We start from the raw sequence: 25728 nt of genomic DNA, 5'->3' as shown, positions 1-25728 counted from the left end.
TTCCTACTTTCGCATCATGTCACGACCTACGCTTGCCATACGAACTGTCATTTTTAGCATGGTCAGTAGTGTGTTTTTGGCAGTAATCAAGTTTCTCGCAGGGATTTTCGGAAACTCCTATGCTTTGATTGCCGATGGAATCGAATCGGTAGTGGATGTATTTTCTTCTATTTTGGTCTTGGTAGGTTTGCGCTATGCCGAGCGACCTGCTGACGAAAACCATCCCTATGGTCATGGGAAAGCCGAACCTTTGATCACGTTTTTGGTGGTAGTATTCCTGGTAATGTCCGCAGCTACCATAGCTTGGCAAGCGATTTCGCACATTCAAACTCCTCATGAACTTCCAAAACCCTTTACGCTTATTATCTTGGGGGCAATTATCATTTGGAAGGAAATTTCATTTCAAATCGTAATCAAACGAAGTAGAAAATTGAAAAGCTCTGCCCTGAAAGCTGAAGCTTGGCATCACCGCTCAGATTCCATCACTTCCATCGCTGCTTTTATAGGGATTTCAATAGCTATTTTTGGTGGAGAAGGATTTGAAATAGCTGATGACTATGCCGCTTTGGTAGCGGTGGTTTTCATTCTTTACAATTGCTACCAAATCTTCCGTCCCGCGCTCGGCGAGGTGATGGATGAGAATGTTTATGAAGACCTTACGGAGAAAATCCGAAAAATTTCAGTAAAAGTCAAAGGTGTAAAAGACACTGAAAAATGCTTTATCCGGAAGGCTGGAATGAAGTATCATGTGGATCTACATGCGATTGTAGATGGGGAGATTTCAGTAACAGAAGGGCATGATATTTCGCATCAATTGAAAGATCGACTCCATGAAGAAATTCCGGAATTAGGACACATATTGATACATGTTGAGCCTTTCGTTCCAATTCAAGCGGATTAGTCTAACAACTGAAAACATTGCCTGGCAATTTCCAACTCTTCGTTAGTTGGAATAATAAGAATTTTAACTTTGGAATTCCCTTTCTGAATCTCCCTCAGGCCTTTAGCATGAATTTCATTTTTGGATTCATCCAGATTAATTCCTAGAAAATCCATTTCCTCGCAAACCAGTTTTCGGGTTAGATCATCATTTTCTCCAACTCCTGCAGTAAAAACGATCGCATCTAACCCATTAAGAATTACAGCAAATGCGCCGATGTATTTTTTAATTCTATAAGCGTAGAGATGATAAGCCAAAATAGCTTTAGGATCTCCTTGGCCATATTTTTCCCGAATATCCCGCATATCACTGAATCCGGTCAGACCAAGCATTCCACTTTTTTTGTTTAGGATTTCGTTCACCTCATCCAAGCTAAATCCCAGGACATTGACTAAATGATAAATAACTGATTGATCAATATCTCCTGCTCGAGTCCCCATAATCAATCCATTCATCGGACCAAATCCCATACTGGTATCGATGCATTTTCCAGCATGGATAGCAGCCATGCTGCAGCCATTTCCCAGATGAATCGTGATTATTTTCGAATCTGGTTTTTCCAAAAGACTATCGGCGATTTCAGACACAAATTTGTGACTGGTCCCATGAAAGCCATAAGATCGAATTCCGTGTTTTTCATAGAATTCATTTGGAATAGGCATTCGAAAAGCCAATGGCCCCATGGTCTGGTGAAATGCGGTATCAAAAACAGCTACTTGCTTTGCATTTTTGAAAATCTGCTCGGCCACTTCTATTCCCAGGTAATTTGCAGGATTGTGTAAAGGAGCCAAAGGAAAAAGCTCCCGAATTTTGATTTTGGTTTCTTCGGTGACAAGCTGAGTTTTCGAGAATTTCTCCCCACCATGCACCACCCGGTGACCTACGACTTCCACTTCCAGCGGATCTGTCAACACTCCAAAATCAGGATGAGTCAACCAAGCTGCCACAGCATGAAGTCCAGCAGCATGATCCGGGATAGTCAAAATTTCTGATTTTTTAAATTCTCCTGTTTTCAAGAAAGCCCGATAATCCAATCTAGACCCTTCCAAACCAATTCGATCAACCATCCCCGAACAAATGACTTTAGCTTCTGGCATAACTATCAATTGATATTTGATTGAACTGCTCCCAGAGTTGATGACAAATACTTTCATATGATTATAATTGTTTTTTTATGGTCATATGGAATGCCCTAGATAATCATTCCCCTGTGTGAGAAGTTTTCTCATGGGCATTTCATATGATTATAATTTGATTATTGATGGCCACATGGAATCTTATCAAGCATTATAACCATAACTCTGTGTGTCACTTTGGGTCATGCTCGATTTCATTGAATTAGGATTCTTGGGCTTGGATGGCGGTGATCACAACCGTATTAAATATATCAGCTACTGTACAACCACGACTAAGATCATTTACAGGTTTATTTAGACCTTGAAGCATCGGGCCAATCGCTAAAGCTCCAGTCTCTCGCTGCACAGCTTTGTATGTATTATTGCCAGTATTGAGATCCGGGAAAATAAGAACACTCGCCTGACCTGCTACTGAAGATTTTGGAAGCTTCTGTTTCCCTACCCCAGGGTCTACGGCAGCATCATATTGGATCGGCCCTTCAATTTTCAAATCCGGTCTTCTGGATTTGACAAGATCTGTTGCTCTTCTGACTTTTTCCACGTCTTCTCCTGCACCGGAAGTGCCAGATGAATAAGAGAGCATGGCTATTTTGGGCTCAATTCCAAACATCAAGGCTGATTCAGCTGAGGAAATAGCAATGTCTGCAAGTTGCTCTGAGCTGGGATTTGGGACCACGGCACAGTCTCCAAAAACAGATACTCTGTTTGGAAGACACATAAAAAATACAGATGATACTGTCGATACACCAGGCTTGGTCTTGACAAACTGCAAAGCAGGTCTTATGGTATGTTGAGTGGTATGAATAGCACCTGAAACCATGCCATCAGCCTCTCCAAGGAAAACCATCATAGTCCCAAAATAAGAGATGTCAAGCATCAGGTCTTTCGCCATTTCCAAAGTCACTCCTTTACTTTTTCGAAGCTCATAAAGAGTCTTAGCATATTTCTCTAACCGAGGTGAGGTGGCAGGATTTTCAATTTGCACTTTCGTCAAATCAAGGGAAAGATTAAGTCGCTTCACGGAGGTCTCGATAGATTCACGATTTCCCAGGAGAGTCAAACTGACCACCGATTGCTGAATAAGCCGATCTGCTGCAATCAAAATCCGATCATCTTCACCTTCTGGCAAGACGATGTGTTTTTTATGTTCTTTGGCCCGCTTTACCAATTGGTATTGAAACATCCTAGGTGTAAGTGTATCGGAATGAAACAAAACAAGTCGCTGGCTCAAAGCTTCTTCATCTACTGCCTCTTCGAAGAGCCGAATCGCCAAAGTGATTTTTTCTTTATCATCCGCAGAAATTCGTGCATGTATTTCATTGATTCTGGTGACTACATTGAAGGTCCCTTCATCTACCTGTAATACAGGCAAAACAGTTTCTAAACCTTCAAGAAGCTTAATAATCGGAGCCTCCGGCAAAATCCCCCCAGTAAGTACCATCCCTGCAATTTTCCCAAAATTCCGGGAAACATTGGCTTGAAAAGCGCCCAGAATCAAATCTCCTCGATCTCCCGGAGTTACTACCAAGGTGTTCGGTTCCAATCGATGTAGAAAATTCCGTAACTGCATGGCTCCAACGATAGATTTATCGACTCGATTGGAAAGTAGATCTTCTCCGAAAAGAACTTTCGCACCCAAAGAATCCCGAATCTCTCCCATGGTAGCATTACTCAGTTCCTCCCGCATAGGAATAGCCGTGATTAGAATCTCCTTCGGTAATACTTCTATCAATCGTTCAGTAATTTCTTTCTCTTGGCCTGGCGCCACTTTGTTTGCTACCAAAAAGAGAACCTGGACACCTCTGTTCAAAAACCCATTAGTAGTCGCTTGCGCCATATCCACTATTTCCGAAACGGATCTTTTGGCTCCATTCAGAATTATTGCTGCAGGGATCCCCAGGTTTTTGGCAATAGAAATATTTCCATCAAACTCCACATTGGTGTTGACATCCAGAAAATCAGTTCCCTCCACCACGGTGAAATCTGCCTTTTCCTGTAGTTTTTTGAAATGATCTATCACTGAATCAATCAAAAATGATTCATTCCCCTTGTTGATCTCTTTGATTGCCCTTTTTCTCGAAAAGACAAACATTTCATCATAGGATTGTGCAAGCTTGAAATGTTCTTTGATCAGTTCTAGCCTACGGTCTTTGTCTTTCATTCCTCCCGAAACAATCGGTTTGAGGTAGGCTAGCTTGTCTGTCTTGCTTGCCAAAAGATTCATCAATCCTAAAGCGATAATGGACTTTCCCGAATAGGGTTCTGTGGTGGTGAGGTAAATAGCGTTGGTCATCAGTAGAAAAGAAATAGTTCTTCGGGAAATCTGCTTATCCCGATCTACAAATTAGGTAATTACTCTTTGGAAATATCCTGACAAAGATCATATCAAGCCATTTTTTGGGTTGATCCTTTTTAAAAACATGGATATTGGTTATTGCACCAATAAGGAAATTCCCTGAGTTTTTTTGGCTGGAAGACGGATGACCGAATACCGAAATTTGCCAAAGCTGAACTTCCATCGCATTTATAGGCAGTAAGATCAAGCCACTGGTGAGAAAGGGAATAATCATATTTGTCTATCCGCTTTTATACCAGTAATTAGCTTTAATTTTTAAAATTTAGGTTAAGGCCTGATTTTGGTATGCATCGGTCATCCGACATCGGACAACCGTCTAATAAAGCAAAGAAAATAATGCTACTGGCATAATTGCGGATAATCAGATAATCATATTTAAAAAGCTAAAAATCGGGGTTCCAAATTTCTTCTAGACTGATTTTTTTTATCTTCCTCCTTTCAAAGCGAATGAATTCTTCCAAAGCCCACCTCACCCGAAATCTCAGCCTCTTAGGACTTACAGCTACTGGAATCTGTTCCATGATCGGAGCATCGATCTATGTGGTGCCTTTTATGATTCAGCGGAATGTCCCTGGAATCGGTCCATACGTACTTCCGGCATTTCTTTTCGCAGCAGTCCCTGCACTTTTTGCAGCTTTAGCCTATGCGATTTTGGCGACTGCAATGCCAAGAGCGGGCGGATCCTATCTTTATGCAAGCCGCTCCCTTAATCCTTATTTAGGGTTTGTTGCCAGCTTTTCACAATGGTTTGGATTATCCATTGTCATCGGCGTCATAGCTTATGTGATTGTTCCTTTTTTCAGGGATTTTTTCGCAGCAATAGGATGGGAAAGCCTTGCAGCTCAACTAGAGATCGGTTGGATTCGGGTTACTATTTCTCTTGGGATTCTATGGGTTTTTGTATGGGTAAATATTCGAGGAGTTAAACTCTACGAAAAAACACTGATTCCCCTGATGATCTTGATGTTTGGTCTGGGAGCAGTAGTCATTATTTCCGGATTAAGTTTCGATCAATCTGATTTTGCAAAAGCTATTTTTGAGAAAGAAGGCAAAAGCATACCTATAATTGAAAACAGCTTTGACTGGTCGGTTTTTCTTACTGCAGCAGCGCTACTTTTCTCCAGCTTTATAGGTTTTGACTCGATTGCTCAAGCAGGAGGAGAAGCAAAAAATCCCACCAAAAACCTCCCCAAGGCAATTGGATTGGCTATTTTCGGAGTTGGCCTATTTTATATTTTATTCTCATTTGCGGTTTATCATGCTGTTCCATGGGAATTTGTAGCTAGCGAAGCATTATCTAAAGACATTACCGCAGCTGGATTATTAAGCTACGTGCTTCCTTCAAGTTTGGGAGTTTTGATTTTATTCGGAGCGGCAATTGCCTTGCTAAATGATCTTCCAGCTATGATTCTTTCCGTCTCCAGATTGATTTTTTCATGGGCAGAAGATGGAATCTTTGCAAAAGACTTTTCATCTATTCATCCAGTTCATCACACGCCACACCGTGCAATTCTACTCAGTGGAGCTATGGCGACCATGGGTATTTTAGGAAGTCACTTTGCAGGAGATTTCTTTCTAGGAATTGACATTATGGTGACATCCATGTTGGTCAATTTCCTGTTGATGTCGATATCACTCCTCTTTTTACCTAAAAGAAACCCGGTACTAGCAGCCAAAATCAGCATCTTCAAATCCCGAATCACCCAACAAATCATTGCAATATTTGGGATCATGTTCCTGTCAGGATTTCTGATTATTCATACTGCAAAAGATATCAATGCCGAAGTTTCTGCATGGTACTTTCATTCAACTCCGGTTTGGCTTATAGTGATGGCCGGGGCATCAATTTTCTTTTTCTTCCGCTGGAAAAAACTTCAGCGGCAAGGGATTAATACACAAGAACGATTTTCAAAACTACCCGATTAAGATGATTTCAAAATACACTGAACTTGCCCCAGGATTGACCATTTGTAAAGCCTTGACTGGACTTTGGCAGATTGCTGATTTGGAGCGCGATGGAAATAAAATAGACCCTATCTCAGCAGCCAAAGCAATGAATGATTACGCAGAAGCTGGGTTTACCACTTTTGACATGGCAGATCATTATGGCTCAGCTGAGGAAATTTCCGGAGTTTTCAGAAAGACTTACGGAGAAAACAAGGCCCAACTTTTCACGAAGTGGGTTCCTAGTCCGGGGGATATCACCAAGTCACAAGTGAGAGCCGCTGTACAATTGGCACTTACTCGGATGCAATCCGAACAATTGGATTTGATGCAATTCCATGCCTGGAACTATGCTCATCCTTCTTGGGTAGATTGTCTCTTTTGGCTTCAGGAATTAAAAGAAGAAGGATTGATCAAGTATCTCGGGTTGACGAATTTCGATGCAGCGCATCTTCAAATCGTGGCAAATTCCGGGATAGAAGTAGTCAGTAACCAAGTATGTTATTCCCTTTTGGATCAGCGAGCCGCTGGAAAAATGACAGCAGTTTGCGAAAAACACGGAATTAAATTATTGGCCTTCGGAACTGTTGCCGGCGGATTTCTTTCCGAGAAATGGCTAAACCAGCCTGAGCCCACACTTAATGAATCCTTGACTTGGTCTCAGATGAAATACAAGCGATTCATCGATACTGCTGGAGGTTGGCAAAGCTTTCAAACCTTGCTCCAAACTTTGGATCAAATCGCAAAAAAGCATCAGGTCGGAATCGCTAATATCGCGAGTAGCTTTATCCTGAATCAACCTGCTGTGGCTGGAGTAATCATCGGCGCTCGACTGGGGAAAAGCGAACATATACGAGACAATGAAGCGCTATTTTCTTTTGATTTGGACGAAAAAGACAAACAACGAATCAAAGAAGTCATTGGAAGTTTCCAAACAATTCCGGGTGATTGTGGAGATGAATATCGGAAGCCTCCCTTCCTAACTGCCTCGGGAGATTTGAGCCATCACGTGAAAAGCTTTCCCTCACCCTATCCGACTTTAAAAGGAAGTGATGAAAGGATAAAAGCTTTGAGCGGGACAATTTGGGAAGAAATCGCGGGGTTTAGCCGAGCAGTCCGAAAAGGAAATCGAATCTTGGTTTCTGGAACAACGGCTACTCATGGCCCAAACGCGATGGGTGGGACAGATCCTGCAGCACAGACTCATTTTATCATCGACAAACTTGAGGGAGCGATTCAAAGTCTCGGCGGGAAACTAGATCAAGTAGTCCGAACTCGAATTTTTATCCGAAACATAGCTGATTGGGAGGCAATAGCCAGAGCTCACGGAGAGCGATTTGCAGATATTCAGCCTGCAAACACGATGGTCAAAGCAGAATTGATAGGTGAAGAGTATTTGGTGGAAATCGAAGCAGAGGCGATTATTGAATGAGGATTGAAAAAAACAGGATATCTTCTTAACTTATTTTGCTAGAACCACATCTTATGAAAAATCCACGAATCACATTTATCGCTATTTCGCTTCTCGCGCTCACTATTGCATTTAACTTTCCTAAGGCAGATTTAACCGGAACTTGGGATCTCGATGTCCAAACAGATATGGGAAGTGGCAATCCTACTTTTGTACTCAAGCAAACTGCTGATGGGAAAATTACCGGAACATATACCGGACAATTGGGAGATTCAGAATTAACTGGAATGATCAAAGCAGATGACACCTTTCATATTGAGTTTGATATCCAAGGAAACAAGATTGAATACGATGGGAAAGCTGAAGGTGGCAAGATCAGTGGAAAAGTGAAGCTTGGTTCAATGGCTTCCGGGACTTTTACCGGAGTAAAGAAGTAAGCGAAATATCAAGATCAGTTTTCAACAACAACTTACCTAAACTCTCAGGAAACATTGGTTTTAAATATGTTTTCTGAGAGTTTTATTTTTTCAGGCTTATCCCAAGTTTCAAATTCAAGAATTTATTTTTTGGCAATTTGTACATCAATTCTTTCTTACTTCTTCTTCTAAAATCATCTTTTTTCGATTCCCCCAATAGATCAAGGCTCCAGCAGTTCCAAACATCAACAAACCATAAATTACCGAAGGGATTGGCATTACGCTATTGCCGATTAGAGTTGCGGCAATGGTAATTCCGAGAGTTCCATTTTGGATCCCGGATTCAATAGAAATCGTCCGGCTTTGTTTTTCACTGATTCCAAAAGCTTTTGCCATATAGAAGCCAAGCGCAAGGGTGATGATATTCAACGAAATCGCCACAGGTCCAGCTTTAACAAAGTATTCGACAACATGTGCCCGTTCCTTCAAGATCGCCGCCAGAATTATTAAGACGAAGAAAAGGGCTGACAACTTCCGTAAGGGCTGATCCATTTTCTTTGCAAGATCAGGGGATTTTTGAAGCAAGACCATCCCAATAATCACAGGAATAATAGTAATCGCTAAAACGGAAATGACCGTACTTAGCACATTCAATTGCTGCTCACTTCCATCCGGAATAAAATGAAGTATGGCAAAGTTCACGATAATCGGAATGGTAAAGACCGTAAGAATCGAAGAAAAAGCTGTCAATGTAACAGATAAGGCGGTGTCTCCTTTGGCCAAATGCGCAATCAAATTGGAAGTGGCACCACCTGGACAAGCCGCCAGAATCATCATTCCAACCGAAAGTTCGGGACTAAGATTAAAAAGTTTACATAGGCCAAAAGCAATTAAAGGAAGTAAAATCATTTGATTCACTAAGCCAATTGCCACAGCTTTAGGGTAGATTAAAATTCGCTTAAAGTCAGCAGGAGTCAGGGAAAGCCCCATTCCAAACATAATTACCGCAAGGGAAAGCGGGAGAAAAACCTGTGTCAATACATTTGCTTCCATTTTGTAAAAGTTTTAAAATTTTGTACGCTAGACTTTTAAATAGGCATTCGACAAAATAATCATCCTAATATAATCTAACCCCTCTCCTCGACTCACTAATATTAATACTCCTGTCTTAATACTTGAAACTAAAATCTTTACTCTAAAGTATTCCTGCTATAAAAAATCCAGCATAGGTACCAAGAGCATTTCCAAGACTTCCTACCAAAACTCCGGGAATCAACAAATCCGGGCGATCCAAGCTTTCTGCTGCTGCAATAGCTGTAGTATTTCCACCAACATTCGCTTGTGAAGCCACAGCGATTACATCCCAATCTATTTTCAGCAAAGCACCGACTCCAAAAATGAACAACCCATGGATCAGCATTAGCAAACTCACAAATAGAATTAGCGTACCTGCGAGTCCGCCCAAACCGGAAAGTGTATTTAGATCACAAAGTGTTCCGATGGTCGCCAAAAAAATTAAGATGATAAAAAAGCCAATCGTATGTGCACCCTGAAGTTTTTTAACGATTGGGATTTGAGCCAAAATCAATGCTAAAGTAGTTAGAACAATGATCTCAGGAACTTGAGGAAATAGGCTAATCATCCATTTGGAAAAAGCCATCGCCAGAAAAGCCATCCCTAAAATCGCAGCGAAACTTGGAATAGATATAGACTCGGATTTTTTGATTTTTTCCAGCTTGCCAGAATTTGGTATTAGTTTTTTTCTGGGAAATAAGGATTGCAAATACTTTGGCAAAATCAGACAAATTATGATCCAAGGTGTGCCGATCAGATTGTCGACCACTGTACTGGCAGCGTATTGATCAGGTTGGGAGTTGACTTGGTAATGAAGAGCTACCGCATTGAAATTGATACTTCCCCCAATATAAGTCCCGGTAAACATTCCTGCTAGGGCATTTGCCAAAGGCCCAATCTCCCCGGCTGGCTGTACCACAAACCAGGAAACCAAAACCCCAATCATTGTCCCAATTCCTCCGATTATAAACATCAGTAAAATTGGTCCACCGGCATTTTTTAAGCTTTTCAAATCGACCTCCAATAGCGCAATAAAAATCCCCATCGGGGCCAAATAAATAAATACGCTATCATAAATCGGATGACCTGCAGTGGCAGTTGGGATGATTCCAATGTTGGCAACTATTGCGGTAATGACGATTACAAGAATAGGCGTTCCAATAGTTTTCCATCCCTTGAACGTGGCTAACCAAGTTGAAAAAAGCACCAAAAAGCATAGCATTCCGCTGACATAAATCGGGTCACTCGTCCAAGTCATTTGGGAAAATAGCCAAAAAATTCTATTTCAACTCTTCAAATTTTATAAAGTGACTAGTCTTTAAGCTACAGTAGATAAGTTTAACCTAAAGGGTTTGATTGAGAAACCTAAAAAAATTAATTTAAAGGATATTATAATTTTATTTCTATGAAAAAGTTTTTAATCGGAATAGGACTCTTGCTTGGCTTAGGTTCATGTACACCAGGCGTAGCTCCCCCCATCGGAACTGAAATTGCCGGAACAGAATATACACATGGCAAAGTGGTTTGGTATGATCTAGCCTCGCCAAACCCAGAATTATCTGCCTCTTTTTACTCAACAGTATTTGGATGGAAAGTAATTCCTTATGGAGAAGGCAGTAAAATGGTTTGGGTTTTCCAAAACGAAGGAAAGCCAATAGGATTGATGGCGAACTACAAATCAAAAAATAATACGGGGGAATGGATCGGATCCATCTCCGTAGATGATGTAACAACCACCACAGAGATGGCCAAAAGCATGGGTGCTAAAGTACTTCGAAATCCGGTAGCTGTGGAAAATCTCGGATCGGTTTCTTTTATCGAAGATGCACAAGGTGCACACATATCTTTCATCAAAATGGCAAAGGGTGATCCCGTGGCAGGTTTGGCTACTATTAATTCCTTTCTCGGATTAGAACTTTGGTCAAATGACCCATTTGATTCCAAAGCATTTTATTCAGGAATAGTGGGTTTTTCAGCGGAACCTCTTCCTTCAGTTTCTCCCAACTATCAAATGATGAAAAAGGACGGTAGAAACTGTATTGGATTATTGCCCAACCCAGCCCAAGGGATCCGTTCTCACTTTATTCCGTATGTAAGAGTTGCAGATGTAAAAGCTACAATTGAAAAGGCCAGAAATGCCGGAGCTCAGATCCTAATCGAACCATCTTCTGAAATAAGAGGAGGCACGGCTGGTTTATTTTTAGATCCAACAGGTGCACCGGTAGCTGTTCAAGTTTACAACCCATAAAAGTAGAATCATGAAATCGAGCATATCGCAAGTGGCACTTACTGGTATGATTACCAGCTTTGCAAGATTCCATTGAACCAAAAAAGACTAATTATAAACAGATGAAATGCCAATAAGAAAAGTTCCCAATCTGGGAAATGACTATCCAAGGCATTCCATATGACCACTGAAAAACAATTTACAAACAGATGAAAAAGAAAATCGGAATATTCGCTTTAATCATTTTGGCAAGCTGGACCTTTCAAGCTTGCTCAAATATGTATGTATCTGGAGGAGTTGGCATGAGCTTCACTGGAGGACCCTATGGACCTACATTAAGACCGACAATGAATGTTGGAGTCTATGGTGGTGGCCCAGTTAGATGGTAATCTCCGGGAAATAGTTTGGAGAAGCTGCCTCAGGCAGCTTTTTTTATTCCCCTTAAAAAAGAAATGACTCAGGGAATCATCCTCAAATCGGGACACTTGATTTCCAACTTAGGAAACACCCTTTTCCTTTAGCTAATCAACTTTGTCTTGAAGACTTTTTTAGACTGGCATCAAATCACTTTAGGTCAAGAAACAGAATTTCCATTCAAAATTTGGGTCAGCTGTTGAGTAAGATTTTTTCTGGAAAAACGATCAATTGCCGAGACAGAAAAATCTAACTCAACACTATCGGCCAATTTACGGAGTGCGATTTGGATGGATGCATGTGCAGTGTGAGGCAAAACCTGTCCTGCGCCTCCCTCCTTTAATATCACAGCAGAATCTCCTTTTGGATCTCCGAGCGCTAAAATTGGAAGACCTGTCGCCAAGTATTCGAATACTTTTCCCGGAATATTTCCCTTGGCATTTTTAGTGTCGGTTAAGATCAGGATTAAAGCATCAGCTTTTTGGTAAAAGTCGAAAACTTCAGTATGGCTTACATAACCAGGGAATTTCACGGTTTTTGAAAGCCATGCATCACCTGCCACATATTCTTTTACTTGATCACTAACTCGGCCTACGAATGTGAATTCCACTCTATCAGAGGTCTGTTCAAACTCTTCTTTCATGGCATTCAAAAGTGGAATTGGATTTCGGATTGCATCGATAATCCCAGTATATACCAAATGCAATTCTCCTTTTTGCTTTACTTTTCGCTTAAAATCAACAGGTAAATCCTCCGTGTCAAAACCGTTTGTAAGTAATTTAACCTCTCGGTTTCCTAAGCTGGAGAGATCGGTTTGAAATGTCGGAGAGATAGTAATGATTTCATCCGCTTCGTTCAAAACGCTTTTCTCAAGTGCTATATGTTTTTGTCGAATTCGGTTAGTCATCGGAAGCGTATCTAGAAACTCCCACCCGGACCAAGGATCACGGAAATCAGCAACCCATATTATCCCATGCTTTCGCTTCAGTTCCAAGCCAATCAAATGCATGGAATGAGGGGGACCTGTGGTGATCACTAAATCGAATTGATCTTTTTCGATCAAATCTGATAGAAATTTTACTGAAGGCTTTACCCAAAAAATCCTCGGATCAGGCACTAAAAGATTTGCTCTAGCCCAAATAGCAGCTCGTTCGATCAAACCTTTTTCCTTTTGCTCCATGAGTCTTCCAGGATGAGTCTTCTTTTTTCTTCTGATTTTATTCAAAAGTTGATAAGGTTCCCAAATTGGAAATTTTAAGACTTCAAGACTCTTGGGGATCTGTTTTAAAAGAGACTCATCCTTCAAGTCAAAATCTGGATTCTCTGGGGTAAAGATGACTGGTTCCCAACCGAATTCAGGCAGGTATTTGGCAAATTTTAACCAACGCTGCACGCCGGAGCCTCCACTTGGTGGCCAATAATAAGTGATGATGAGAACGCGCTTTGACATAATATGATCACAAGATAATCGGAGATCCTAGAGTTTGAAAAAATAGAAGTAGGATTCGAGACCTAATTTCTTGTGAATTGAGGAAGAAGCCAAGAAAAAAGAGCCGAAGTATCTGAATTTTTTTCAGTCCTTCGGCCCTATTAAATCTAAAATCTTACTTCTTAAATGTTACTTGATTTTATTCTCCTTGAGCAAGAGAATATCCTCTTACACCGTCAAAAGTATATAGATGCTCGGTTTTGATAAAATCAAAACCAAGGTCTTGGATCTGCTTCAATAATTCCAAAACAGTATCATGAGTGATTACTTCCTGATCAGCAGTTTTGAATCTACATCTCCAATGATCGGTACAGAAAGTCTCACGCATTCCCTCAGGGAATACTTTCACACCTCTATTTGTAATCAACTGCAGCTGCAATCCATTTGCATTCGCCTTTCTAAGTCGCTCTCCAATTACATTGAAATCACGATTATCCTCATCCCAGTCGATAAATACATCAACACCGATTAATTCTTTCTTCTGTTTTTTGTAAGGCTTTAGCTTGATCACCATCGGCTCGGTATCTTCTTTGTCGTATTCTACCGGGGTCATCTTGACAGGCTTTTGACCCAATCGATCGATTACAGCCTGAGCAAATTCCTGAGTTCCTACCTTTTTGGAGGACAATCCTTCTTGATAGATATCACCAGTATGGATTCCATCTTCCAAAGTTCTCATCCAAGCGTTAGAGATTTTCTCTGCCATCTCTGGCATGCCGATATGAACCAACATCATGATGGCGCCATTCAACAATCCTGAAGGATTGGCGATGCCCATTCCTGAAATATCGGGTGCTGAACCGTGAATTGCTTCAAACATGGCTACTTCTTCGCCAACGTTTGCTGATCCACCAAGACCAACCGAACCAGTGACCTGAGCAGCTACATCAGAAATGATGTCTCCATATAGATTAAGTGTGACGATCACATCAAAGATTTCAGGGCGATCCGCGATCAGTGCCGTTCCGATATCAATGATTTTATGATCATTTTGGATTTCAGGATATTCCTTAGCGATTTCGTCGAATTTTTTATGAAAAAGACCATCAGCCAACTTCATGATGTTGTCTTTGGTCATACAGGTCACCTTCTTTCTGCCATTTTTCTTAGCATACTCGAAAGCATATCGGATGATTTTCTCCGACCCTGGCTCAGAAATCAATTTTAAAGTTTGGTAGACTTCCTGAGTCTGTCTATGCTCTATCCCAGCATAAAGATCTTCTTCATTTTCCCGGATGATGACTAAATCAGTCTTTGGGAAATGAGTTTTAACAAAAGGTGAAAACGCACGACAAGGGCGAACATTTGCAAAAAGTCCAAAAGACTTTCTCGTGGTCACATTCAAGGACTTAAATCCTCCTCCTTGTGGGGTAGTAATAGGTGATTTTAAAAATACTTTGGTCTCCCGAAGCGAGTCAAATGACTTTGGCTCCATCCCTGAGCTAATTCCTTTAAGATAAACCTGCTCACCTATTTCGATGACATCGTATTCAAGTTGAGCTCCCGCTGCTTCAAGGATATTCAAGGTGGCTTTCATGATTTCCGGCCCAATGCCGTCACCGTAAGCCACAGTAATTTTTCTTTTGGAAGACATATTTAATAAATTATTTAGTTGAAAATTAATACTGCAAAAGTATATAAAAATGAGGAAAGAGGGAGTTGAAAAATCCCAAAATTCCACTTATGGAAGCTATAAAAAACCCTTTTAAAAAAAGAGACTCCGAGATTCAGTCCAGTTTTTCTATTCGCTTTGATTTGGGATTGATTCACCTGCTTGTATATTTGTTTAATAACCACCTTTGCAATTATGGCTGATTCCACAAATATTCTTACCGAAGAAAAAAATGGTGTTCTCTATTTGACTATCAACAGAGAGGACAAAATGAATGCTTTGAACTTTGATACCCTAGAGGAATTAAGATCGATTTTTGAAGAAGTAGTGGATAACAAAAGCATAAAAGCTGCCATCATCACCGGAGCTGGAGAGCGTGCTTTTGTAGCTGGGGCTGACATTAGTGAGATTGCAAATCTCAATGAAGTAAATGCAAGAAAATTTGCTGAAAATGGCCAAGAGATTTTTGCCATGATTGAAAATTGCCAGAAACCGGTAATCGCAGTGACTAACGGTTTTACTCTTGGAGGAGGTTGTGAACTTGCAATGGCCTGTCATATGAGAATCGCGACAGCGAATGCTCGCTTCGGTCAACCTGAGGTTAATCTTGGAATTATCCCAGGCTATGGAGGCACACAGCGCTTAACAATTTTGATAGGCAGAGGAAAAGCAAATGAATTGATGATGACCGGAGATCTGATCGACGCTAATGAAGCCAAAGCGCTTGGATTGGTAAATCACATCTTGCCTACCAAAGCTGAAGCAATGGAAAAAGCTGAAGAATTGATTGGGAAAATCATGAGTAAAGCACCACTTGCAATTGGTATGATCGTAGACTGTGTTAACGCAGTTTATCTTGCTGAAGAAAATGGATACCAAACGGAAGCCAATAGCTTTGCCAGATGTGTCAAATCCGGTGATTACAAAGAAGGAACTTCTGCTTTTCTGGAAAAAAGAAAGCCTTTCTTCAAAGGAGAATAAGCGCTCTTAGTTCGAATGAGCAATCTCAAAAAACTTGCCGGCCAAACAGCCATTTATGGATTGAGTAGTATTCTTGGCAGGTCCATTAATTTTTTACTGATCATCGTCTATACTGCCTATCTGAGCAAAGAAGAGCTCGGAGCATTTACAGGTATTTATGCTTTGATCGGATTTTTAAATATAGTCTTCACCTATGGTATGGAGACTGCTTTTTTCAGGTATGCCACTGGTAAAAACCTAAATCCTGAAAAAGTCTATCACACCACACAATCACTGCTTATAACAAGTTCACTTATTTTAGGATCTGGACTTTACTTATTAGCACCAGTGATTGCCGAGGCGATGAATTATCCTGGTCAAGCCTACCTTTTCAGATGGACCGCTATTTTGCTGGCTTTCGATGCAATTTTAGCTATTCCCTTTGCCAAACTTAGACTCGACAATAAAGCTATTGCATTTGCTGGAGCAAAAATCCTCAATATCCTTCTTAATGTAGCTTTGAATCTGACCCTGATTATAGGTATTCCTTACTTGATGGATTTAGGTACCATCCCCGAAGGATTTTTAGGATACCGGAGAGATTGGGGAGTCGAATACATACTCTTATCAAACCTCATTGCGAATGGATTGATTATCCCTTTCGTATGGCTAAAGGCCGGTTTTTTTCAATTCAAATTAGACAAAGCCATCCTTCGTCCCATGTGGGGCTATTCGATTCCTTTGCTATTTATGGGTCTCGCAGGAGTTACCAACGAACTTATCTCTAGACTTCTATTTGAATATTTAATTCCCGCAAATTTTTATCCAGGTTTAAGTAGCCGTGAAGCCGCTGGGGTTTTTGGAGCAAACTTCAAATTGGCAATTCTTATGAATTTGGTGATCCAAGCTTTTAAATACGCCGCAGAGCCATTCTTTTTCAAACAATCCGGAAGTAAAGATTCGCCATTGCTTTATGCAAAAGTCATGCATGCATTTATTCTGTTCTGCACGATTTTGATGATAGCCATTTCGGTAAATTTAGATTGGCTAGGTCCATTATTTCTAAGAAGGCCTGGTTACGAATCCGGCTTATTTATCGTCCCGACTTTGCTTATGGGATATCTTCTGCTGGGAGTTTACTTCAATCTTTCGATTTGGTTTAAAATCACGGATAAAACCAATTATTCATTTTGGATTACTTTAGCTGGAGCCATTATAAGCATCGCCATCATTGTTTTCTTAGTTCCTGTCTGGGGTTTTATGGGTGCGGCACTGAGTACTTTAGGAAGCTATTTAATCATGTGCATTATCTGCTTTAAGTTTGGTCAGCAATATTACCCGATCCCTTATCAGACCGGAAAAGACCTTAGCTATTTAATTGTTGCCTTCGGATTAAGTTATTTTGGTTTCTACCTTAATCTGGGAGAACCGATTCTTTCCTTTTTTGTCAAAAACAGTTTAGTCCTGGCATTTCTCCTCTTGATATTTATTTTGGAGAGAAATCAGCTCAACATCTATTTTAAAGGATCTAACAAAAAATAATCTTTCAACCTTTCTAAAAGATCAAAAAAGAAATTTGATCGTTAAGATGTTAGAAAATGATTTTGAACCAATCAATACAAAATCCCCTTATTCAAGACAACCTGTCTAATTGCCCAAAAGGCATTATGTTTGTGAATTGATGCAGCATTCAATTATCCCCGTGAATTTCAAAAATATACTCGTTTTAGTTTTTCTGGTTCTAATCGGTAGTAATTCAGCTTTTCCGCAGGAAACACTATCTAAAAAAGATCGGAAAGCACAAGAAAACAAAACCAAGTCCACTCGTTATTTTATTGAAGGAGAAAAGTTTCTAGTACTTAATGAACTGGAAAAAAGCTATTTCTACTTTCAAAAAGCATTGGAGTTAGGTCCTGAAGAACCGGCAATTCATTATAAAATTGCTGAGGTTTTGGTAAAGGCAAATGAGCCTGCAAAAGCACTCCCGTATGCTGACAAAGCCGCAGAGCTGGATAGTGAGAATAAGTATTACTCGCTTATGCTTGCAGAAATCTACACCAACCTTAAGCAACCCTTAAAAGCCGCAGAAATTTTGGATCGTCTGACTGCAGATGGTGAGTCAAATCAACAATACAATTTGGATTTGGCCTCGATCTACCTCAATGCAGGGGAACTTGAAAAGGCACTTATTGTGCTTGATCGTGCGGAAGAATATTATGGTGTTTTAGAACCTATTACAGTACAAAAACAACGAATCTATCTGAAAAACAACAAGCTTGATCAAGCAATAGAAGAAGGAGAAAAGCTAATTCAAGCCAAACCTGGAAATCCCACCTACGTGTTGAATCTAGTTGAAATACTCTACAACAACAATCGAGTAGATCAAGGGCTGGATTTGGTAATGAAAGAGATCGAAAAGTATCCTAATCAGCCTGAATTACAGATGGCAGCACATTCGCTTTTGAAGGAAAAGGGGAGAAAAGAAGAGTCATTAAACTATCTATATCAGGCATTTTCCAGTCCGGATCTCAATCCAGAAGTTAAGTCCAGAGCTTATTTAGCTCAATTGACAGAATTGAAAACTATTGAGCGAGAATCTGTTTTAGATAGTCTGGAAACCTTAATGATTGAATTTTCTCCGGAAGACGCTTCGATTTATGGAGCTTTAGGTGAACGCAGAATCCAAGAAGACCAACAGCAAGAAGGTATTTCATATTTCAAAAAATCTCTTCTTCTAAATCCCAAAGACGCAAAAATGCTAGAGCAGGTGATATTGGGATCATTTGGCGAAAATGCTGACTTCCAAGAAGTAGAAAAATTCACAATCATGGGTGTGGATGAATTTCCACAAAGCCCTGAATTTTGGTTTTATGATGGAGTGGTCAAATCAGCTCAGAAAAAAGACACAGCTGCTGTAGCTTCCCTTGAAAAAGCACTTGAACTTAATGCCGGAAGAAATCAGCAGTTGGATCAAGTGGCCTATGGCTCTTTGGGCAGTTCCCTTTATAATCTTGGCGAAAAAGAAAAAGCTTTCAAAAATTTCGATGAAGCACTAAAGCTAAACCCGAATGACGAGCAGGTCTTGAATAATTATGCATACTTTCTTTCACTTGAAAAAGTGAATCTTGAGAAAGCAAAAGCAATGTCTGCAAAAGTTGTTACCAGGTTTCCAAATAATGGCACTTTCCTTGATACATATTCATGGGTTCTTTTTCAGCTTGGAGAATATGAAGAAGCAAAAAAATATATGGATTTGGCACTTCAGAACGAATTAGAACCAAGCGGAGTAATGTTTGAGCATTATGGTGATATTCTATATCATTTAGGTCAAAAAACAGAAGCGATTACCTATTGGAAAAAGGCTGAAGGAAGTCCTGAAGCATCCGAAACACTTTCTCTTAAAATAAAAGAAGGAAAATATCATGAATAAATTTTTTGCAGGACTGGTATTCTTTGCCCTTATCGGTTTGATTTCGTCTTGTTCCAAAAAAGTAATTCCTTTTCAGGGAGATGGTATTACAGGAGATTTTTCGCCAGTATATGCAGAATATGACTACTTGAATGCCAAGGCAAAAGTTGTGATCGAGGAAGAATCTGGTAAAATCACCAGAGGGTCCTTAAATGTCCGCGCCAAGAAAGATAGTGTTCTATGGTTTACAGTTTCACCTGGGATGGGAATGGAAGCTGTCCGGGGTTTTCTTACTCAAGAGAAAATTCAAATTAAAGATCGTATTGGCAAAGAAGATATTAATTTGACATATGATGAATTTGAAACTATTTTTGGTCTTAAACTTTCATTGGATTTATTTCAAAACTTGCTTTGGGCAAATACCCCATACCCTATTGACTATCAAGACAGACTTGTACGAGTAGGTAAGATTTTCGAACTTACTCAAGTACGAAATAAGGTTCGATATTTCAGTAAAATTCAAGGAAGCCATGGTAAGGTTGCCGAGCTAGTCAGTAACTCACTTGATGATCGGGGGTCATTACTAGCCAGCTTTTCAGGTTTTCAGGAAATCGAAACACAGCCTTTTCCTATTGCAATCTTGATTAAGCTTGCTTATCAGCTACCTGAAGGATCACAAAATACCATAATCAATGTGGAATGGACTAGTATTGATCCTTTCTCAGAGCCACTGAATTTCCCCTTTAAATTTTAATGGGAATGTTGAAAAAAACCATCATTTACACTTTTTTCCTTATAGGAATAATATGCTTTGGCACAGTTGACCTTTCTGCACAAACTAAGAAAACGAGAGAAGAGCTGGAAAAAGAAAAGGCTGATGTGCAAGCCAGACTTCGGGAGTTTGATGCGATTCTAAAACAAACGACAGCAATCAAAAAGACAACGCTTGGAGAACTAAATGCTATCACTAGGCAATTTCAAACTCAAACCAGATTAGTAAATACACTCGATCGAGAGGTAAAATTAATAAACCAAGAAATCAACGAAACCGAGGAAAAGATCGCATCTCTTGAAGAAGCACTCAAGGATCTTAAAGCAGAATATGGAAGGATGATCTACAATGCCTCGAAATTGAATCGGGGGCTATCAATTGTAGCTTTTGTGTTTAGTTCAAATAACTTCAATCAGCTCTACTCTAGGCTAATGTATTTAAAGCAGTATACAGACAGTCGAAAACAACAAGCTATCCAAATCGAAAAATTAAGTCTCGAGCTAGCCGAACAACGGAAGACGCTAGACCAGAGAAAATCCGAAAAAGAAAACGTTTTATCAGAAGAAAAGAAAGAAAGAGCTGAACTAGAGCGGTTGAAGCAAAGCCAGCAAGGTGTAGTAAATAACCTTTCGAAGAAAGAAAAGGACATTAAGCGCCAGATCACCGCAACAAAAAAACAGCAAGATCAATTAAATAAAATGATCAAGCAGGTGATCGAGGAAGAAATTCGCCGCGCAGAAGCCGCCTCTCGAAAGGAAAATAGCAACACTACCAAATCTGCAGGAAGTAGTATGCCAATGACACCAGAAGCTGCAGCATTATCAAGTTCGTTTGCGGGAAACAAAGGTCGACTTCCATGGCCAGTGGAGACAGGCTTTATTACTCAGCGATACGGTACTTATCCTCATCCCACATTGAAAGGTATCACCATGGAAAATGATGGAATAGATATCCGTACTCAACCAAACTCCAACGTCAGAACGGTATTCGATGGAACCGTGACGAAAATTACGACCATGCCAGGATACGGAGGCACAGTTATTATTAAGCATGGGGAATATTATACCATGTATAGCAAGCTAAAAACCATTTCTGTAAAAACAGGTCAAAAAGTGAATGCAAAAGACGTAATTGGGCAAGTAGCTACAGGTCCTGACGGAGAAGCAGAAGTTCACTTTCAAACTTGGAAAGGCCTTCAGGTAATGGATCCTAGCACATGGGTTACATCCAAATAGCAATAAGATTCGTATATTGTTAAAAAAGAACTTCTGCTTTGCGTTAGCGAATGACAGTTATATCTTTGTCTCTTAATTTACCATTAAACAAACACCATTATGTTAACATTAGGTTTTATTCAAAATATGGGTCCAGGCTCAATGATCTTGATCGTTTTGGTCATCCTCCTTTTGTTTGGTGCAAAAAGAATCCCTGAACTTGCAAAAGGCTTAGGCCGAGGCATCAGAGAATTTAAAGATGCCACCAAGGATATCCAAAATGACCTCGAAGAGGGCATGAAAGACAAGAAAAAGTAATACTCAAACCAATTACATTGGGAAAATTCAGTTCATTCGACGAGATCAGAAAATCCATCGATAAAAAAGAAGCTAATTGTCAAACGATAGTTGGCCATTATTTACAAAACATTAAGACGAAGGCGCATCTCAACGCCTTCGTCGAAGTTTATGAGCAATCCGCTCTAGAGCAAGCCGTTCTAATTGACGCAAAAATCGCCCAGGGTAACGCTGGTAAACTTGCAGGAATGGTAATTGGAATCAAAGATGTCCTTTGCTATAAAGGACATGAAGCAAACGCATCTTCCAAAATACTTAAGGGCTTTGAATCCCAATTCACCACGACAGCGATCCAGCGGCTCATTGATGAAGATGCTATAATTATCGGCAGGTTAAACTGCGATGAATTTGGAATGGGAAGCTCTAATGAGAACTCAGCACATGGAAGAGTTCTCAATGAAGCGGATGAATCAAGAGTTCCAGGTGGATCTTCTGGAGGTTCAGCTGTTGCAGTTCAAGCTAATCTGTGTACAGCTAGTTTGGGGACCGATACAGGTGGTTCTGTAAGACAGCCCGCTGCATTTACAGGAGTGATCGGGATGAAACCAACCTATTCAAGAGTTTCCAGATGGGGCTTGATAGCTTATGCATCTTCTTTTGATGTGATTGGTGTATTCTCCACAACGGTGAAAGACAATGCCTTGGTCATGGAGATCATGGCAGGTCACGATGAGTTTGATAGCACTTCCTCGAAAAAGCCTGTTTTAGCCTATAGTGAGTTACTTCATTTTGAGAAAAAAGCTAAAGTGGCCTATCTCAAAGAAACCATCGAATCCCCTTCCCTTCAGCAGGAAATCAAGGATAATACGATGGCCGTTTTAGAAAAATTAAAAAGTGAGGGACACGAAGTCGAAGAGGTAAATTTCCCTTTGTTGGATTACATACTACCTACATACTACATCTTAACGACCGCAGAGGCAAGTTCGAACCTGTCAAGATTTGATGGAGTAAAATATGGATACAGAACCCAAAACGCTCATAATCTGGAAAGCATGTACAAGCTAACACGAAGTGAGGGATTTGGAGAAGAGGTCAAAAGGAGGATTATGCTCGGCACTTTTGTTTTAAGTGCTAGTTATCATGATGCTTATTTCACTAAAGCGCAGAAAGTAAGAAGATTAATTAAAGACTTTACGGAAAATCTTTTGACAGATTTTGATTATATTATCATGCCGACTACTCCATCTACTGCGTTCAAATTTGGAGAACATAGTGGGGATCCGGTAGCGATGTATTTGGAGGACTTGTTCACAGTTCAAGCTTCTGTTTCAGGTGTTCCTGCTATTTCAATCCCAAATGGTAAGGATGCCAACGGAATGCCTATTGGACTTCAGATCGTTTCAAATTCCTTTAAGGAAGCTGATTTGTATGCTTTTAGTAATTATTTAACAAACCTAACTTCTTAAAAAGATATGAAAAAGACAATGTTCAGCAAAATCCTCCTTGTATTTATTACTTGCTCGATTCCACTGACTGAGGCTTTTTCACAAGACGAGCAGACCGTAGCATCTGCACCTACAGAGGAAGAGGTATTACCAAACTACAAATACGAATACATACCAGATTTTACTTACGAAGAAATCAATGAGCGAATCAAGTCAATGGATGTAGAGATGTCCTTTGAGCTAAATGATCGTATTTTTTCTTTCATCCAATATTTTACAGTTCGAAATAGGGATTACACTAAAATGGTAATGTCCCGAAAAGAATTGTTTTTTCCGCTTTTTGATGAAACCATGGAAAAGCATGAAATGCCATTGGAAGTCAAATATTTATCTATCATTGAATCAGGATTGGATCCTCAGATTCGGTCTAGGGTCGGAGCAATGGGACTTTGGCAATTTATGCCAGCAACAGGTCGGATGTATGGTATGCAAGTGAATTCTGATGTTGATGACAGAATGGATCCAATTCAATCAACAGAGGCTGCAGCAAAATATTTAAAGTCGCTTTATCGGATGTTTGGAGATTGGGAAGTGGCAATGGCAGCCTATAATTGTGGCCCAGGCAACGTTAGAAAAGCCATTCGAAGATCTGGTGGAAAGAAAACATTTTGGGAAATCTATAATTATTTACCGCGTGAAACTAGAGGATATGTGCCTCAGTTTCAAGCCATGTTATATGTCTTAAACCATCTTGAGGAGCACAACTTCCAATTAGAAGATCCTACCTATGCATTGGATCACGAACAGATAAGATTCAATAAAGCATTCAGCTTGGACAAACTAGCAGAACTTACGAATCTCTGTGTGTCTGATTTGGAAAAATTAAACCCTTCGATTAAAAATAAAAAAGTCCCTGAAAGTAATCGATCAATGGCGATCAGGGTCCCTAAAAGCAAATCATCTTATATTAAGGAGAATTTAACATGGATAGCTGATTCATTGAATAACGAACCATTAATGCTTTTAGCTTCAGTAGAAAATGAATCGAACCCTACTCCTGCCAGTTTTGCTACATATCGAGTAAAATCAGGGGATGTATTAGGATCTATTGCAAGCAGACATGGAGTAACCGTCTCACAGATCAAACAGTGGAATAATTTATCCTCAAACCTCATCAAAGTAGGTCAGCAACTTAAAGTAGCACCGGGAGAATCAAAGACCATAGCTCAAGTAAGCACTGCTCCGACAGGACAAACCCTCTATACAGTTCAACCAGGAGATTCGCTTTGGATCATTTCTAAAAAGAATCCAGGATTGACGGTAGAGCAGCTAAAAAGATTAAACAACCTCAATACCAATAATATCAAACCTGGACAGAAGCTTATCATCGGCTAAACCTAATCTTTCCTGTTTGTTAATTTTTTTTAACTCCATTGAAAATTAAGCCTTAAAAAAGGATAAGTATTTTTAAGTAGTTAATTTAATCGAGGAATAGAAAATCAACCCCCATGCGAATTATATCAAGCTGTATTTTAACATTAATATTTGCTGCCCTTTTCTCTTGTAGCCAGGATGGAAGTATGGCAGACAGCTCCAAACCAAAGGCACGTGGTTCCATTGGAGAAATCATAATGGTCATCGATTCAGTGAAATGGGCCGGTCCTGTGGGTGATGAACTGAGAAATATCTTTGAATCAGATCTCCCTGGAATGTTTAGGTCAGAAGCTAAATTCAAAGTCAATATTGTAGATCCTAGAGCAATGACCCGGATGCTGAAAATGTCCACCAATTTGATCTATGTGACAACATTTGATGATAAGAGAGGATCCAGTCAAGTCATTAATTCCCAGTTCTCGAAAGAGTCCAAGGAGAAAGCAATGAATGACCCAAGTATATATTCGCTTCGTATGGAAGATGAATATGCAATTGGGCAAGAGGTTTTATATCTTTTTGGAAATAATGAGAATGAACTCATCACCAATCTCAAGAAAAATGGAAGCCGCCTTCAAAATTTATTTGAAGTTCGGGAAAGGGGAAGATTAGAAAGAATTATCCTTGCCAGAAAAAATACAGAAGCCGCTGCGGAAGCTAAAAAAAACATAGGTATTCAGATCAATGTTCCCGCGTCTTATCAAATAGCAAAGTCCGAAAAAGGATTTTTATGGTTAAGGCAAATCACACCAACTGCCAACCGGCCAGATATAAGTTTAATTTTTCATGTGGAAGATTATGTTGATGAATCTCAAACTTTTCCTGAGAACATCCTCAAAATCAGAGACTCAGTTACAAGATTCAATATTTTTGGAGATCCAGAGGATCCTACCTCCTATGTATTAACGGAAAAACAAATCCCCCCAGCCTTCCGAAACATGGTGATAAATGATAATTTTACCACCGAAATCAGGGCTTCCTGGAGAACCAACAACTTAAGCATGGGTGGAACATACCTAGGCTATCTGATGGTTGACGAAGAAAAAGGAAAACTTTACTACCTTGAAGGTTTCGTGTATTACCCAAATGAGGTACATCGAGATGCCCTTCGAGAGATAGAGACCATTCTTCTAAACACAGATATAAATTGGAAAGAGGAGCAGGAGGAGACCTAACCCAAA

General features: G+C 40.0%; 21 protein-coding genes. 15 read left to right on the top strand and 6 right to left on the bottom strand.

Annotation, left to right across the window (positions count from 1 at the left end):
* The first annotated feature begins 16 nt into the window (after positions 1–16).
* The gene (locus BVC88_RS17125; protein ID WP_075351945.1) at positions 17–901 is read left to right on the top strand and encodes a cation diffusion facilitator family transporter; all 885 of its coding nucleotides are present in this window, start codon (positions 17–19) and stop codon (positions 899–901) included.
* Here the strand turns inward: BVC88_RS17125 and BVC88_RS17120 are convergent.
* Both BVC88_RS17120 and pta read right to left on the bottom strand, forming a co-directional pair.
* Positions 898–2094 carry an acetate/propionate family kinase gene (locus tag BVC88_RS17120; protein ID WP_075351944.1) on the bottom strand — a complete coding sequence of 399 codons (1197 nt, stop codon included), beginning with the start codon at positions 2092–2094 and terminating at the stop codon, positions 898–900. The genes BVC88_RS17125 and BVC88_RS17120 overlap by 4 nt on opposite strands.
* Before the next feature lie 184 nt (positions 2095–2278).
* On the bottom strand, positions 2279–4369 hold the full coding sequence (pta, locus tag BVC88_RS17115; protein ID WP_075351943.1) for a phosphate acetyltransferase: 2091 nt from the start codon (positions 4367–4369) through the stop codon (positions 2279–2281).
* 510 nt (positions 4370–4879) lie between these two features.
* On the opposite strand from pta, the gene BVC88_RS17105 reads away from it, so the two are divergent.
* Genes BVC88_RS17105 through BVC88_RS17095 form a run of 3 tightly spaced genes read left to right on the top strand, consistent with a single transcriptional unit; the run spans position 4880 to position 8224 of the window.
* The gene (locus tag BVC88_RS17105) at positions 4880–6358 is read left to right on the top strand and encodes an APC family permease (protein WP_075351941.1); all 1479 of its coding nucleotides are present in this window, start codon (positions 4880–4882) and stop codon (positions 6356–6358) included.
* 1 nt (position 6359) lies between these two features.
* Positions 6360–7808, top strand: a complete 1449-nt coding sequence (locus BVC88_RS17100; protein WP_075351940.1) for an aldo/keto reductase — start codon at positions 6360–6362, stop codon at positions 7806–7808.
* 53 nt (positions 7809–7861) lie between these two features.
* Positions 7862–8224: a hypothetical protein gene (locus tag BVC88_RS17095; RefSeq protein WP_075351939.1), complete on the top strand. Its 363-nt coding sequence runs from the start codon at positions 7862–7864 to the stop codon at positions 8222–8224.
* 144 nt (positions 8225–8368) lie between these two features.
* On the opposite strand, the gene BVC88_RS17090 is transcribed toward BVC88_RS17095, so the two are convergent.
* A complete protein-coding gene (locus BVC88_RS17090; protein WP_075351938.1) occupies positions 8369–9256 on the bottom strand; it encodes a bile acid:sodium symporter family protein in 888 nt (295 codons plus the stop codon).
* A gap of 142 nt (positions 9257–9398) precedes the next feature.
* Positions 9399–10535, bottom strand: a complete 1137-nt coding sequence (locus tag BVC88_RS17085) for a DUF819 family protein (RefSeq protein WP_075351937.1) — start codon at positions 10533–10535, stop codon at positions 9399–9401.
* A 147-nt stretch (positions 10536–10682) separates the two neighbouring features.
* Between BVC88_RS17085 and BVC88_RS17080 the strand changes: the two genes are divergently transcribed.
* Positions 10683–11525 carry a VOC family protein gene (locus BVC88_RS17080; protein WP_075351936.1) on the top strand — a complete coding sequence of 281 codons (843 nt, stop codon included), beginning with the start codon at positions 10683–10685 and terminating at the stop codon, positions 11523–11525.
* A gap of 188 nt (positions 11526–11713) precedes the next feature.
* Entirely contained in the window at positions 11714–11893 is a 180-nt protein-coding gene (locus BVC88_RS17075; RefSeq protein WP_075351935.1) for a hypothetical protein, read from the top strand.
* A gap of 185 nt (positions 11894–12078) precedes the next feature.
* Here BVC88_RS17075 and BVC88_RS17070 read toward each other — a convergent pair whose 3' ends face one another.
* Both BVC88_RS17070 and BVC88_RS17065 read right to left on the bottom strand, forming a co-directional pair.
* On the bottom strand, positions 12079–13368 hold the full coding sequence (locus BVC88_RS17070; protein WP_075351934.1) for a glycosyltransferase family 4 protein: 1290 nt from the start codon (positions 13366–13368) through the stop codon (positions 12079–12081).
* A 178-nt stretch (positions 13369–13546) separates the two neighbouring features.
* On the bottom strand, positions 13547–15001 hold the full coding sequence (locus BVC88_RS17065) for an NADP-dependent isocitrate dehydrogenase (protein ID WP_075351933.1): 1455 nt from the start codon (positions 14999–15001) through the stop codon (positions 13547–13549).
* A 213-nt stretch (positions 15002–15214) separates the two neighbouring features.
* Between BVC88_RS17065 and BVC88_RS17055 the strand changes: the two genes are divergently transcribed.
* The 9 genes from BVC88_RS17055 to BVC88_RS17015 all read left to right on the top strand — a co-directional run bounded on the left by BVC88_RS17055 (position 15215) and on the right by BVC88_RS17015 (position 25722).
* Positions 15215–16000 (top strand): enoyl-CoA hydratase/isomerase family protein, encoded by a 786-nt coding sequence (locus BVC88_RS17055; RefSeq protein ID WP_075351931.1) that lies wholly within the window; start codon positions 15215–15217, stop codon positions 15998–16000.
* 15 nt (positions 16001–16015) lie between these two features.
* Positions 16016–17521, top strand: a complete 1506-nt coding sequence (locus tag BVC88_RS17050) for a lipopolysaccharide biosynthesis protein (protein WP_075351930.1) — start codon at positions 16016–16018, stop codon at positions 17519–17521.
* 139 nt (positions 17522–17660) lie between these two features.
* Positions 17661–19409 carry a tetratricopeptide repeat protein gene (locus BVC88_RS17045; protein ID WP_075351929.1) on the top strand — a complete coding sequence of 583 codons (1749 nt, stop codon included), beginning with the start codon at positions 17661–17663 and terminating at the stop codon, positions 19407–19409.
* A complete protein-coding gene (locus tag BVC88_RS17040) occupies positions 19402–20142 on the top strand; it encodes a DUF4292 domain-containing protein (RefSeq protein WP_075351928.1) in 741 nt (246 codons plus the stop codon). Before BVC88_RS17045 ends, BVC88_RS17040 begins: the two co-directional genes overlap by 8 nt.
* Positions 20143–20147: 5 nt before the next feature.
* On the top strand, positions 20148–21395 hold the full coding sequence (locus BVC88_RS17035; RefSeq protein WP_075352009.1) for a murein hydrolase activator EnvC family protein: 1248 nt from the start codon (positions 20148–20150) through the stop codon (positions 21393–21395).
* A 99-nt stretch (positions 21396–21494) separates the two neighbouring features.
* A complete protein-coding gene (tatA, locus tag BVC88_RS17030) occupies positions 21495–21692 on the top strand; it encodes a twin-arginine translocase TatA/TatE family subunit (RefSeq protein ID WP_075351927.1) in 198 nt (65 codons plus the stop codon).
* Between the two features lie 17 nt (positions 21693–21709).
* Complete coding sequence (gene gatA / locus BVC88_RS17025) at positions 21710–23137, top strand: Asp-tRNA(Asn)/Glu-tRNA(Gln) amidotransferase subunit GatA (protein ID WP_075351926.1); 1428 nt, start codon at positions 21710–21712, stop codon at positions 23135–23137.
* Between the two features lie 6 nt (positions 23138–23143).
* Positions 23144–24511, top strand: coding sequence for a LysM peptidoglycan-binding domain-containing protein (locus BVC88_RS17020; protein ID WP_075351925.1), 1368 nt, complete (start codon positions 23144–23146; stop codon positions 24509–24511).
* A gap of 113 nt (positions 24512–24624) precedes the next feature.
* Complete coding sequence (locus tag BVC88_RS17015; RefSeq protein WP_075351924.1) at positions 24625–25722, top strand: DUF4837 family protein; 1098 nt, start codon at positions 24625–24627, stop codon at positions 25720–25722.
* Positions 25723–25728: the final 6 nt, after the last annotated feature.

This window comes from Algoriphagus marinus, assembly GCF_001936475.1.
GTDB classification, from domain to species: domain Bacteria; phylum Bacteroidota; class Bacteroidia; order Cytophagales; family Cyclobacteriaceae; genus Algoriphagus; species Algoriphagus marinus.
Note: the sequence above shows the minus strand (reverse complement) of the source record. Positions and strands in the feature narration are given on the sequence as shown.

Coding starts and splice junctions, on each gene's coding strand:
- BVC88_RS17090 (WP_075351938.1), bottom strand. CDS start 9,256: ATGGAAGCAAATGTATTGACACAGGTTTTTCTCCCGCTTTCCCTTGCG.
- BVC88_RS17075 (WP_075351935.1), top strand. CDS start 11,714: ATGAAAAAGAAAATCGGAATATTCGCTTTAATCATTTTGGCAAGCTGG.
- BVC88_RS17040 (WP_075351928.1), top strand. CDS start 19,402: ATGAATAAATTTTTTGCAGGACTGGTATTCTTTGCCCTTATCGGTTTG.
- BVC88_RS17100 (WP_075351940.1), top strand. CDS start 6,360: ATGATTTCAAAATACACTGAACTTGCCCCAGGATTGACCATTTGTAAA.
- BVC88_RS17045 (WP_075351929.1), top strand. CDS start 17,661: ATGCAGCATTCAATTATCCCCGTGAATTTCAAAAATATACTCGTTTTA.
- BVC88_RS17120 (WP_075351944.1), bottom strand. CDS start 2,094: ATGAAAGTATTTGTCATCAACTCTGGGAGCAGTTCAATCAAATATCAA.
- BVC88_RS17015 (WP_075351924.1), top strand. CDS start 24,625: ATGCGAATTATATCAAGCTGTATTTTAACATTAATATTTGCTGCCCTT.
- BVC88_RS17080 (WP_075351936.1), top strand. CDS start 10,683: ATGAAAAAGTTTTTAATCGGAATAGGACTCTTGCTTGGCTTAGGTTCA.
- tatA (WP_075351927.1), top strand. CDS start 21,495: ATGTTAACATTAGGTTTTATTCAAAATATGGGTCCAGGCTCAATGATC.
- BVC88_RS17095 (WP_075351939.1), top strand. CDS start 7,862: ATGAAAAATCCACGAATCACATTTATCGCTATTTCGCTTCTCGCGCTC.
- BVC88_RS17105 (WP_075351941.1), top strand. CDS start 4,880: ATGAATTCTTCCAAAGCCCACCTCACCCGAAATCTCAGCCTCTTAGGA.
- BVC88_RS17035 (WP_075352009.1), top strand. CDS start 20,148: ATGTTGAAAAAAACCATCATTTACACTTTTTTCCTTATAGGAATAATA.
- BVC88_RS17065 (WP_075351933.1), bottom strand. CDS start 15,001: ATGTCTTCCAAAAGAAAAATTACTGTGGCTTACGGTGACGGCATTGGG.
- BVC88_RS17020 (WP_075351925.1), top strand. CDS start 23,144: ATGAAAAAGACAATGTTCAGCAAAATCCTCCTTGTATTTATTACTTGC.
- BVC88_RS17055 (WP_075351931.1), top strand. CDS start 15,215: ATGGCTGATTCCACAAATATTCTTACCGAAGAAAAAAATGGTGTTCTC.
- BVC88_RS17050 (WP_075351930.1), top strand. CDS start 16,016: ATGAGCAATCTCAAAAAACTTGCCGGCCAAACAGCCATTTATGGATTG.
- pta (WP_075351943.1), bottom strand. CDS start 4,369: ATGACCAACGCTATTTACCTCACCACCACAGAACCCTATTCGGGAAAG.
- BVC88_RS17085 (WP_075351937.1), bottom strand. CDS start 10,535: ATGACTTGGACGAGTGACCCGATTTATGTCAGCGGAATGCTATGCTTT.
- BVC88_RS17125 (WP_075351945.1), top strand. CDS start 17: ATGTCACGACCTACGCTTGCCATACGAACTGTCATTTTTAGCATGGTC.
- BVC88_RS17070 (WP_075351934.1), bottom strand. CDS start 13,368: ATGTCAAAGCGCGTTCTCATCATCACTTATTATTGGCCACCAAGTGGA.